At 38.9% G+C, this 12,295-nt stretch carries 12 protein-coding genes; 8 read left to right on the forward strand and 4 right to left on the reverse strand.

Annotation, left to right across the window (positions count from 1 at the left end):
• Window positions 1-33: 33 nt before the first annotated feature.
• Window positions 34-1,419 (forward strand): thioether cross-link-forming SCIFF peptide maturase, encoded by a 1,386-nt coding sequence (gene scfB / locus AC1DOK_RS10255; protein WP_477554176.1) that lies wholly within the window; start codon window positions 34-36, stop codon window positions 1,417-1,419.
• A gap of 182 nt (window positions 1,420-1,601) precedes the next feature.
• Window positions 1,602-2,246 (forward strand): formylglycine-generating enzyme family protein, encoded by a 645-nt coding sequence (locus AC1DOK_RS10260; protein WP_477554345.1) that lies wholly within the window; start codon window positions 1,602-1,604, stop codon window positions 2,244-2,246.
• A 100-nt stretch (window positions 2,247-2,346) separates the two neighbouring features.
• On the opposite strand, the gene AC1DOK_RS10265 is transcribed toward AC1DOK_RS10260, so the two are convergent.
• The 4 genes from AC1DOK_RS10265 to AC1DOK_RS10280 all read right to left on the reverse strand — a co-directional run bounded on the left by AC1DOK_RS10265 (window position 2,347) and on the right by AC1DOK_RS10280 (window position 6,249).
• Complete coding sequence (locus AC1DOK_RS10265; protein ID WP_477554177.1) at window positions 2,347-2,985, reverse strand: ABC transporter ATP-binding protein; 639 nt, start codon at window positions 2,983-2,985, stop codon at window positions 2,347-2,349.
• Window positions 2,982-4,628, reverse strand: a complete 1,647-nt coding sequence (locus tag AC1DOK_RS10270; RefSeq protein ID WP_477554178.1) for an ABC transporter permease — start codon at window positions 4,626-4,628, stop codon at window positions 2,982-2,984. Before AC1DOK_RS10270 ends, AC1DOK_RS10265 begins: the two co-directional genes overlap by 4 nt.
• A 1-nt stretch (window position 4,629) precedes the next feature.
• Window positions 4,630-5,712 carry a Fe(3+) ABC transporter substrate-binding protein gene (locus AC1DOK_RS10275; RefSeq protein ID WP_477554179.1) on the reverse strand — a complete coding sequence of 361 codons (1,083 nt, stop codon included), beginning with the start codon at window positions 5,710-5,712 and terminating at the stop codon, window positions 4,630-4,632.
• A gap of 249 nt (window positions 5,713-5,961) precedes the next feature.
• Entirely contained in the window at window positions 5,962-6,249 is a 288-nt protein-coding gene (locus AC1DOK_RS10280) for a transporter (RefSeq protein WP_477554180.1), read from the reverse strand.
• 341 nt (window positions 6,250-6,590) lie between these two features.
• Between AC1DOK_RS10280 and AC1DOK_RS10285 the strand changes: the two genes are divergently transcribed.
• The 6 genes from AC1DOK_RS10285 to AC1DOK_RS10310 all read left to right on the forward strand — a co-directional run bounded on the left by AC1DOK_RS10285 (window position 6,591) and on the right by AC1DOK_RS10310 (window position 12,286).
• A complete protein-coding gene (locus AC1DOK_RS10285; RefSeq protein WP_477554181.1) occupies window positions 6,591-7,820 on the forward strand; it encodes a chloride channel protein in 1,230 nt (409 codons plus the stop codon).
• A gap of 236 nt (window positions 7,821-8,056) precedes the next feature.
• Window positions 8,057-8,533, forward strand: a complete 477-nt coding sequence (locus tag AC1DOK_RS10290; RefSeq protein ID WP_477554182.1) for a GNAT family protein — start codon at window positions 8,057-8,059, stop codon at window positions 8,531-8,533.
• 118 nt (window positions 8,534-8,651) lie between these two features.
• Window positions 8,652-9,083, forward strand: coding sequence for a MarR family winged helix-turn-helix transcriptional regulator (locus AC1DOK_RS10295; RefSeq protein ID WP_477554183.1), 432 nt, complete (start codon window positions 8,652-8,654; stop codon window positions 9,081-9,083).
• A 127-nt stretch (window positions 9,084-9,210) separates the two neighbouring features.
• On the forward strand, window positions 9,211-9,564 hold the full coding sequence (locus AC1DOK_RS10300; protein ID WP_477554184.1) for a carboxymuconolactone decarboxylase family protein: 354 nt from the start codon (window positions 9,211-9,213) through the stop codon (window positions 9,562-9,564).
• Window positions 9,565-9,657: 93 nt separating this feature from the next.
• Window positions 9,658-11,352, forward strand: a complete 1,695-nt coding sequence (gene lpdA / locus AC1DOK_RS10305) for a dihydrolipoyl dehydrogenase (protein ID WP_477554185.1) — start codon at window positions 9,658-9,660, stop codon at window positions 11,350-11,352.
• Window positions 11,345-12,286, forward strand: coding sequence for a lipoate--protein ligase (locus AC1DOK_RS10310; protein WP_477554186.1), 942 nt, complete (start codon window positions 11,345-11,347; stop codon window positions 12,284-12,286). Before lpdA ends, AC1DOK_RS10310 begins: the two co-directional genes overlap by 8 nt.
• Window positions 12,287-12,295 lie beyond the last annotated feature (9 nt).

The following is a 12,295-nucleotide window of genomic DNA, read 5'->3' on the forward strand; positions in this document are numbered from 1 at the left end:
TACTTGTGGGTAAAAGGAGCTTGATTAGCAAGTATGATTCATCAATATAAACTAAACGGTTACAACATTGTACTCGATACCTATAGTGGCTCGGTGCATGTTGTCGATGACCTAGCATATGAAATCATTGAGATTTATGAGAAAACTTCTATCGAAGAAATCGTGACAACGATGTTGGATAAATATAAACATGATTCCGGCATCTCCGAGAGCGACATTCGAGAAACCATCGCGGATATCGAGGAGCTTAAGAATGATGGTCAGCTTTTTACTGAGGATGAATATGAGAACCTCTCCATTGATTTGAAAAATAAAAAAACTTATGTCAAGGCGCTTTGTCTCAATGTCGCGCATACCTGCAATCTGTCATGCGAGTATTGCTTCGCTAGCCAGGGGAAATACAACGGAGATCGAGCGATTATGAGCTATGAGGTTGGACAAGGAGCTATAGATTACCTGCTGGAGAATTCGGGTCATCACCGCAACCTAGATATCGACTTTTTCGGCGGGGAACCGCTTATGGCCTGGAAAGTGGTTAAACAGATCGTAGCTTATGCAAGAAGCAAAGAACAAGAGTACAAGAAAAAGTTCCGCTTCACCTTCACGACGAACGGTATGCTGCTGAATGATGAAGTAACCGAGTTTTTAAATCAGGAAATGTACAATGTCGTATTAAGCCTGGATGGAAGAAAAGATGTTCATGACCGACTCCGCAAAACGGTTACCGGAAAAGGCAGTTACGATCATATTGTTCCGAAATTCCAGGAATTCGTCCAAAAGCGCGGAGACCAAGAATACTATGTACGAGGAACCTACACGCGTAACAATGTCGATTTCACTAATGATATATTTCATATCGCAGACCTGGGTTTTGACAAGATCTCGATGGAACCGGTCATCTGTGATCCGCAGGAACCCTATGCACTTACCGAGGAGGACCTCCCGGAGATTTATAACCAATACGAAATTCTCGCCAAGGAAATGATCGAGCGCGGTGAACAAGGTAAGGGATTTACCTTTTATCATTACATGCTTGACCTATCGGAAGGCCCATGCATCCAGAAGAGAATCAGCGGCTGTGGTTCAGGAACCGAATATCTCGCTGTCACGCCTTGGGGCGAACTTTTCCCTTGCCACCAGTTTGTCGGGGATGAAGAGTACAGCATGGGAAACATCTGGGATGGAATCACAAAATCTGAGTTGCAATGCCAATTTAAAGAGAGTAACTGCTACTCGAAGCCGGAATGCAAGGACTGCTGGGCGAAACTTTACTGCAGCGGTGGCTGTCCTGCCAATGCGCTGCACGCGACTGGTTCCCTGGACGGAACCTACGACTTCAGCTGTGACATCTTCCGCAAGAGGGTCGAATGTTCCATGATGGTGAAGGTTGCTGAATCCATTAGAGCGATGGAGGAGTAATCTAGCCGGTTCTAAAAGAATAGCATATTAGAGTTGGATTTGAAGCTTAAGCTGGTTCATGGCTTGAGCTTCTTTCTTTTGTGTTGATTAAACGGCCCTAAACAAGGTAAAATTTGTTAAACGAAAATCGTTAGGAGGAAGGTAGATTGTCAAATGAAATAAAGAACTACATTGACTATCCAATGGTACAAATTCCAGGGGGAGAAATAGAATTAAGAGACGATAGAATAAAGAGCAAATGGAAAGCTGAGATAAAACCGTTTCTTCTTGCCCCGTATCCTGTAACTATGGGTTTATACGATGCCATTACAAATAAATCACCTTATTCTTTTGACGGAGATTTACAACCGGTTGTGAATATTTCTTGGAATGATGCCATTTCTTTGTGTAATCTGCTTTCACAGAAAGCTGGACTGAAAGAGTGTTATTCAATCAGTAATGATGGTGATAACATTATTTGTGATTGGGAATCAGACGGATATCGACTTCCTTCAGAAGCAGAGTGGCAATATGCTTGTAAGGCAGGGACTACTGGTTATACATACGGAGAGCTTGATCAGATTGCCTGGTATAATGAAAATTCAGGAGGCAAAATCCATGAAGTAGGAAGAAAAGAACCGAATGCATGGGGTCTGTATGATATGTTAGGGAATGTTTGGGAGTGGTGCTTTGATTTATATGATGAACAAGTGTACGGCTCCTATCGAATTTTTCGAGGAGGCAGCTGGGCTGAAGAGGCCAGGGGTTGTGGGGCTTCGTGCCGTCGTCGCAGCCATCCGACATTTTGCATAGACGACCTTGGATTCCGTCTTGCCCGATCTATTTAAGAGACGGTGAAGCCGTTTCTTCTTGCTTCTACAAACATGCCAAAGCCAAAAAACGCCCATACATGGGGCGCTAATGTGTTCTATCGTATCTATCTGCCTTTTACCTGAGTACGATACTATGATCACAGATTGCCTCAACATCATTTCGATCATGTGTGACCATAATACAAGTCATGTTGGCTTTCTTCAGAATCACTCCAAGTTCCTCTCGGATTGACTCTTTTAAATTTGCGTCCAAGTTGCTAAATGGTTCGTCCATTAACAACACATTCGGCTTTGGGGCAAGCGCTCTAGCAAGCGCAATTCTTTGCTGCTGTCCTCCACTTAATTCATGGGGATACCTTTCACCAAAGTTCTCCATGTGGACAAGCTCCAGCATCTCATCTAAACGCGATTTTCGCTGCTTTCTAGGTAGACGTGATAAACCAAAAAGAATATTATCCTTTACCGTCATATGAGGAAATAGGGCATAGTCTTGAAACACCATTCCAACTCCTCTAATCTCTGGTTGAATAAATACATCTTCACTTACAACGGTAGTACCCGCAATTGTAATGGTTCCGTTCTTCGGCATTTCGAGGCCTGAAATTAGACGGAGTAATGTACTTTTGCCACTTCCGCTTGGCCCTAAAATACCGACAATTTCACCCTTTTCCATAGTAAACGAAAAATCGTTAATCACTGGCTTCTCTTTACGAGAAAATGAAAAAGTAAGACCTTGAATTTCGACAATACTCATTGTTTCACCCTCTTACCTATCATCTGTACAATGATTATAGATATAATACTAATTGCAATTATTAGAAGTGATGAAATAGAAGCCTCATATATTTGCTCATCATTTGCATATTGATACGTCTTTGTTGCTAACGTTTCAAAATTAAAAGGTCGGAGCAACAAAGCTAGTGGCAGTTCCTTGCATATTTCAACAAACGTTAATATAAAGCCACTAATTAAAGACCCTTTAATTAAAGGAAGATCCACTTTAAAGAATGTTTTTGTTACACCTAGTCCGAGCATTCTCGAAGCTTCCATATATTTGGTCCCCGTTTTCTCAAAGCCCACTTCAATAGCATTAAATCCGGTAGCCATATAACGAATAAAATAGCCAACGATTAACATGATTAAAGACATACTTAAAATGAGAGGTGCTTTACCTAGTCCCATCGCAGAGTATAACGGAGCAAGCCATTTATCTAACGAAATGAACATAGCCAGTACACCAATTGCAATAATTGGACCAGGAATCGAATAGCCTAAGGTCACGCACTTCGATAGGATGAAAGAAAATGATGTATGAGATCGGCAAACGTTAGCGACTATAACAGAAAAAATAAGAATAATTAAAGTAGAAATTACTGCAACATAGACGGTTTGATAAAACAATGTAAAAAATGAAGAGTCCCAAACTTCGTGAAACGTCATTTTTGCCCAAGCAATCAACTGAATGAACGGAATGAGAAACCCTAACAGAAACACAACTCCGCAATACATAAAGGCGGCAGTCCCAGCAATCCCTGTCAACTTCACAGGTACAAGCGGCCTCGATTTATTACTTAAATGATAACGCCGCCGCTGTCTAAGCAGTCTCTCAATAAAGAACATTCCAACGATGATAACCATCAACCAAGCAGCAAGTCTCATTGCTGAATCTACATCGTACATCCCGAACCATGTTTGAAAAATAGCTGTTGAGATGGTGTGAATGCCAAAATAGCTGGTAACTCCATAGTCACCCAGCACTTCATAGATTACTAATACGATACCTCCTACAATAGCAGGCCTTGAAAGAGGAAGTACTACTTTAAAAAATACAGCTAGTGGCTTTCGTCCTAACAGTCTTGCATTCTCTATATAGGATGTACTTTGGCTTTCAAGAAAAGCTCTTGTAATCATGTACACATACGGAAATAGGAATAAAGTAAAAATAAACACAGCTCCACTTATTCCTGAAATTGTTAATAGTTCTGAGTTAACCTGATGATTAAAATGATTCCTTAACGTTGTTTGAACCACTCCAGTATAGCCTAGCATGGTTCGATAAGTATAAGCAGCTATAAAGGTCGGGATCGATAGTGGCAGCATTAACCCCCAACGAAAAAAACGTTTAAGCGGAAAATCATACGCCGCAATCAGCCACGCCAAGGTTACACCCAAAAAGGCTGTAAGAATACCAGTCAGAACCACAAGTATGACGGTGTTTGTAACATAATTTGTCAGCAAGTACTGACGAATGTGAAGCCAGTTTTCATTAGGTTCTTGGAATATGGAAGAGAATACAAAAAGGATAGGCAGTAGAATAACTACTGCCCCAACTAAACTAATCATCCACCAACCGTTAAACTCTTTTTTAAGATTACGTTTAATGAACTGTGCCTTCATATTACTTCCAGCCTGTTTTATTAAAGATTTCGATCGCCTTTTTATTGTGCTCCCCTAAAGTATCAAAATTTAATTCTTGCATTTTGAAGTCGCCCCAGCTCTTAAGCAATTCTGGTTTAGCGGCATTAGGATTTACTGGAAATTCATAATTATTTGCTGACAAGTACTCTTGAGCTTTAACATCAGTCATATACTCAATAAGTTTAATCGCATTTTCTTTATTCTTGCTGTGCTTCGTCAACCCAATTCCGCTGATATTCACATGAGTACCATTTGTTTCTTGGTTCGGGAAGAAGACTCCGATATTATTAGCAACTTTTACTTCTTCAGGATCTTTAGAATTTGCAAGCAGTCCAACATAATAGGTGTTCATAATGGCAACATCACCAGTACCTGCAGCAATGGCTTTGGCTTGGTCACGGTCACCGCCATCCGGCTGGCGAGCAAAATTGTTTACCATTCCTTTGGCCCATTGTTCTGTTTGTTTTTCACCGTTTAATTCAATAAAGGAAGCAAGTAGGGATTGGTTATATAAGCTTGTTGATGAACGAACTAACACTTTCCCTTTCCATTTATCACTTGTTAAATCCTCGTAAGTAGACAATTCCTTAGGTGAAACTCTGTCTTTCGAATAGGCGATTATACGTGCTCTTGTTGCCAATCCAATCCAGTTATTATCGACATCACGAAGATTTTTGGGTACGTTTTTATCAATAATATCTGAAGTAACGGGTTGCAAGATATCATTTTGCTTTGCGTTTGCAAGGACTCCACCATCTACTGTAATAAATAGATCAGCTTGTGTACTTTCCCCTTCGCGCTTTAATCTCTCAATAAGTTCTTCCGCTTCTCCTTTGACAACATTAACTTTAATGCCTGTGTCTTCAGTAAATTTCTTATAAATATCATTATCAACTTCATAATGTCTTGCTGTATAAACATTTACTTCATGATTTTCAGTTGTTTTCGGTTTTGGAGCTGCTGTTTCTCCTGCTGAGTCACTTTGATTTGATCCACAACCTGCTAGGCCAATCGTCAGTACCGAAACAGCCAATACAGATTTAAATAACTTTGATAAATGCATTATATGTACCCACCTCTTCTACAAATTCACTTAATTGATATTGATAATTATTATCAATTACTTTTATTATTTTAATTTCCATCATGTCTAATGTCAACAGTAAATTTATGCGCAATGTTGCAAAAGTGGTATTCATTGTAGACAATCTGAATCAGAAACTAAAAATAACGTAAGAAGGATGGGGTCATTGTTGTATCAATGACTACCATCCTTCTGAAATAGCAAAGAGGGGCCGCTGCCCCTCTTATTTTAGTATAGTGTAGGAATTGGCGGACATGAAACTGCATTAATGAGTCTTGGATCAATTCCATAGAATATCCAGAATGCTCCAGTCCATCGGAAACCTGTAACTACACCATACTCAACCCGCGTTGGATAGAACCAGAAATTTTCCCCATTCCATAGCCAGACATAAGTGTATTCAAATACGCAGTCAATGATATAAGATACTTCAGGTTTTTCTGGGATATAATTAGGGGGAGGAGGCAGTGTCTGTCTGGTTGATCCTTGAGATTCCGGCATTGGCATAAATGCCATTTGATTTCACTCCTTATAAATGGGATAAGTTGCGATCAACTTCTTTATTTCAAACTCCTTCGTTTTTCCTGTATATATTACGTAGGTGAATAACCAAATGATTGTACACTTGCCTAGATTCAGAGCCGCTGCTCTGGTCTTCTTTTTATCTATACCAGTAGAAAGGTCAATTCCGAGTAGTTTTTTAGTGCTGCCTTTGTTATACTCAAATAATTGCTGTTTTCGTATAAAATGAAAGTAAACACACATACTTGATAAAAAGTAGTAAATAAAATTTACCTTAAACCAAATATATAAAATTTTGAGGGAGCTTCTAAAGAATGGAGGGTACATAAAAGAGGATGAAATTTTCGAAATTTGGTAATTTAATTCTATATAGCATCATTTTAGGAGGAATTACAGGGCTTTTAACATGGACTTTTCTTTCTGTAATTTCTTTAACGACTCACTTTTTATGGGATTATTTACCTGATGTAGTTGATGTTGAAAACTGGACCCTAATCGTGTGTTTAGTTGGTGGTATTTTGGTAGGGTTATGTCAAAAGTACTTTGGCAATTACCCGCGTACTATGGATGTTGTAGCAGCAGAATTCAAGGAAACCAAAAGAATTGATTATAAGTCAGTATATAAGAGCGCAATAGCTTCACTTTGTGTCCTTTCTTTTGGAGCTAGTCTCGGTCCCGAGGCGGCTTTAGTGGGCATTATAGGAGGTCTTTCTACATGGGTAGGAGATGTTCTCAAATCTACGGTTAAGAAAAAATCTGTAGAAAATGAATATGGAGATATCATAATAGAGTATAGTGTAGAGGCTACAGTAGGCATGATTTTTAGAGCACCACTATATGGAGCTAATACATTCTTTGAAGATCGAAAAGATTCAAAACGTATAAAGTCGATAAAGACTCTTGTATATTCAATAACTACTCTTGCAGGTTTTGGTGTATTTATACTTTTATCCAAAATAGATAACAGACAATTTTCTATAGCTGATTTTGGTCCAGCAACATTCGGTGGAAATGAAATCATAGCCCTAATCCCACTTATACTTATAGGAATATTGATTGCAAAATTATATGAGTCTTCGGGACATATTTTTCATAAAATACTCAAGCCTCTAGAAAATTATAAAGTAATAAGAGCTGTTATCGGTGGATTAGTACTAGGATTAATAGGAACCATTCTTCCTCTTACTATGTTTTCAGGGGAGCATGAGCTAACCGAATTAGCAGAACAGTGGCCCCAAATGTCTATTTATTTATTACTGACATTAGGTATTGTAAAGTTATTCTTGACAGAATTTTGTTTGAGTACTGGTTGGCGCGGAGGACATATTTTTCCTATTATTTTCGCAGGGGTAAGTATTGGATATGCAATTGCCTTGTTGTTTCCAATAGATCCGGTAACATCCATTACGATTGTCACTACTGCACTCACAAGTGCAGTACTTAGAAAGCCATTAGTCGTTATATTTCTGTTCATCATGATATTCCCAATAAAGCTAATTATCCCAATGTTAATAGCAGCATATTTGCCAGTATATTTATTAAAGTTGAAGGTGAAATTGAGATAACTTCTCGAGATCACTGCTATCAATGACATAAACACCACCTATGCGCTGCTTCATAAACCGGCAACATAGATTGACGGCTGGAGAGTAATCAGTTAGTCTTAATGACTGAAGGATAATAGATTGAAGGACATTAGACCACATACAATAAACTTATGAGAAGTAGGGAACGAAATAACACCTTGCTTCTTTTTCTTTGGAGATAATACACGCTATAACTAACATAAAGGAGATCGACAATGCCTACAATTACTGCACAACCATTTGATCAAGAAATGCAACAACTATTAGGGGAAATTGTACCTAGTTATCATGGACGGGAACTAAGCATGAAGGATAGCTCGGAATTACCTGAGCATATTTATATCATTGAAGCCGAGGATGCTATGGTTGGGTTCGGTGTGTTCTGGGAATTCAAGAGCGGGAAACAATTAATTCACAAAGCGGAACAAGATTATTTTAGCCCTGATGAGAAATATCTAGAAAAGGACTTCTATATTGATGTCAAAAACAAACAAGATTTTATTTTTATAGAAGCTTTGGATGTATTTAAAGACTTTGAACGTAAAGGTTATGCAGCTTCCTTCATTACATGGCTAAAAGAGAAATACCCGAACAAGAAGATGTATGTCTATTCATTAGAAAAAACAAAGAATTTTTGGTACAAGCAAGGTTTTGAGGTTGTGGGAAGTACAGTATGGATGTCTTATAATTAAATGCTATAAATGAGTATAAATAAGGGGGCTGATTAAGCCCTCTTATCGTTGTTTCATTGAGACAAGAGGGAGAAAAATAAGTTATACTGAGACTATAATTTATTCAAAGGAGAATTGTATGTTTGATCTGAACGATTGCATCGGTTTTATTACGAATACGGCTTCCAAAAAAATAAATGATGAATTTAAAACTAGATTAGAGGATGTTGGTGTTACCCGAGTACAGTGGATGGCTCTTTATTTCATTGGAGAACAAGATGGAATTATCCAAAAGGAATTGTCCCAAAAAATGAATGTGCAGGAATCGTCAATTGCCAGGCTTATGGATCGCATGGAAAAAGAGAATTTATGTTTGAGAATTAGCGACGCTACAGACAGAAGGATTACCAGAATTCGTTTAACACCGCTAGGTGAAGCACTGAGAGCAGAACTGCTCCCTCTTGGTCAAACTTTTCATAATGACGCTATTCAAGACATATCACAGGAGGAATTATTTATTTTTAAAGAAGTACTCGACAAAATGCTTCGGAATTTATCGAAAAATCACTAAATTAATTGACATTATTCGAGTTAAGTGTTAATTTATATCTATATACTTTACATAGCAACAATTGCAGTGTAAAGTAAATTTTTAAGAAACTACGTGAATTATTTCACAAATAAGAGGAGAGATAAAGATGAAAAAAGATGTTAGACAAATGTTGAATGATTTCACAAACGGACTGGCTACTTTGTCTGAAACCAACGGTGAACACGTAAACGCGTTTATGAATTTGTTAGGAACCACCTACTCAGAGGGAGCTGTCGATACAAAAACCAAAGAACTGATTAGTGTTGCAATTGCCGCTTACAACCGTTGCGAGTACTGTATCGTTTTTCACGTTTACAAAGCTCTTGAAGCTGGCGCAACACGAGAGCAAATTATCGAATCAGCGATGGTGGCAGTAGCGTTTGGCGGAGGTCCGAGCATGGCCTACTCTGTTACCCTTCTTAAGGACTCTGTTGACGAATTTGAAAAAGACTTTAAATAACGATTATATAAGTAGCGTTTCTGAACAGGGAGGCCTGCTTTAATAAGCAGGCCTCTTGGATCACACTTAGAAAAACTAAAGGGGGTATCTCTTTTGGAAATTAAATTCGAACAACTCACCGGACATGACTCTAAATCGAAAATAGGAAAAATAAATGTATCAGTTGGAGAAAAAGTTGAAATTGGACAACAACTATTGCAGTTAGAAAGTAAAAAGGGAAACACCCCTTTCAAATCCAAATACACGGGTAAAATCGATGAGATTATGGTTTCAGAAGGTCAGGAAATTGGGATTGGACATGTGCTGTTTACAATGACCACCAATCAGAACGAAGCTGCCAAACCCAAATTAGATTATTTTGCCGGACTGGTTCATGGTAAGAAGGAACATGTGGAGGCCGATCTTCTAGTTATCGGTGCAGGACCCGGAGGATATGTTGCTGCTATTTATGCGGCGAAACATGGCTTAAAGACCGTTATTGTGGAGAAACAGCTACTTGGTGGAACCTGCCTAAACGTGGGCTGTATCCCTACCAAAGCCCTAATCCGATCTTCAGAAGTATTCCATAACATTAAGAATGCAGGAGAATTCGGAATATCAGTTGATCATATTCAAGTGGAAATGGCTAAGGTCATCGAACAAAAAGATAAAATCAAAGATACGCTTGTTTCGGGAATCGGCTACCTGATGGAGAAAAACGGAGTGAGAGTGATCAAAGGGAATGCATCCTTTTTAGACAGCAAGCAGGTTCTGGTCAAGAACGGGAAAGACGAATATACCATTCAAGCGACCAATACGCTAATTGCTACCGGTTCCAAAATTGCTGAAATTAAACTGCCAGGTATAGAACATGATTTTGTCTGGAACAGTACATTGGCACTGCAACAAAAGGAGAATTTTAAATCGATCACCATTATTGGCGGCGGTGTAATCGGTATGGAATTTGCCTTTATCTACTCTAACTTCGGTATCCAGGTTAACGTAATTGAATATTGTGATCGGCTTTTGACTATGGTGGATGAGGACGTTTCTGAAGAAATCAAACAAATAGCTGTCGAACGTGGGATTGGCGTTCATACTGGAGCCCGAGTAACCAGAATCGAAAAAGATCAGAATGGCAACGCAGTCGTTATTTTTGAAAAAAATGATAAAGAGATGTTTATGACAAGTGAGAAAGTTCTGGTTGCCATTGGAAGAGAACCAAACTTGGAAGGATTGGATATCGATAAAGCTGGCGTTAAGCTAAATGAGAACGGAAAAGGGATTGCCGTTAACGAATATTTGCAAACATCTGCAGATCATATTTATGCTATTGGCGATGTCACCAATCGAATCCAGCTGGCTCATGTTGCTTCCCACGAAGGAACAGCAGCAATAGACCATATATTAGGAACACCTTCGACTTTAAATTACGATATGGTACCAAACGTTATCTTCACTTCCCCTGAAATTGCATCCGTTGGACTGACGGAAGAACAGGCGATACGTCAAAAGATGCAAATCAAGATCAGTAAATTCCCTTTCCAGGCAAATGGAAAAGCATTGACCATGAGAGAAGGAAAAGGGTTCATCAAATTAATCAAGAATATGGACAACGGTAAAATCGTCGGTGCTTCCATTATCGGTCCCGAAGCTTCCGCTTTGATCAGTACACTTACTGTAATTATCAATAATGAGATCTCAGAGGAAGAAATTGTTCATACCATTTTCGCTCATCCGACGACCGGTGAAGCTATTCACGAAGCAGCATTAGGCTTAGGTATTGGAGCACTTCATTTCCATGAATAAAATCGTCCTATCTCAGGAAAACGATCCTTATTTTAATCTGGCTCTTGAAGAGGAACTGCTTAGAAACGCACGGCTGGATGAAGTGACACTATACCTTTGGCAGAATGACAAAACAGTCGTTATCGGTAGAAATCAGAATCCTTATATGGAGTGTGATCTGGAGCAACTGGGGCTTAATGGCGGTAAATTGGCCAGACGAATTTCGGGTGGGGGAGCAGTCTACCATGATCTTGGTAATCTAAACTTTACTTTTGTATTCCGAAAGTCACAAGAAAATTTGACTAAACAAATCGCAGTAATCCAGAAAGCTGTCGAACGTTTTGGACTTCAAGTTGATCTGTCGGGCAGGAACGATTTGACACATGAAGGTTTAAAGTTTTCTGGTCATGCCTTCTACGAAGAAGACGGGAATGCATTTCATCATGGGACAATGATGGTCGACGTGGACCTGACTATGCTTGCAAAAGTGCTGAAGCCATCCAAGCTCAAGCTGGAATCCAAAGGAATCACCTCAGTCAAAAGCCGGGTCGTCAATTTGAAGGAACTAAACAATGAAATCTCAATTTCCAGCCTTTCTGAAGCGATGATTGACAGCTTTAAGGAAATTTACGGTGAAAATTCCTTCTTGGTAAAGTATAGCCGACAAGAGAAATCGCCTGCCTTTACTAAGAAATATATGGATGATAGATGGATTTATGGGGAGAGTCCTAAGTATAATGCGTTTATTGAGAAAAGGACTCCATCAGGCAATATTCAGGCCTTTTTCGAGGTTGAACATGGGCTTGTAAAAGAATTGAAGATTTTTTCCGATAGTATCTCTATTCTGGATTTCCGTGCAATTGAAAACCGTTTTATTGGAATGGATTTTAATGAAATAATGGAAAAAGATTTGTTGTATTCACTCCAAGAGTATAATCTGATAAAATTTGAATAGAAGTATTAG

It is taken from the genome of Paenibacillus sp. P5_B5 (assembly GCF_056400365.1).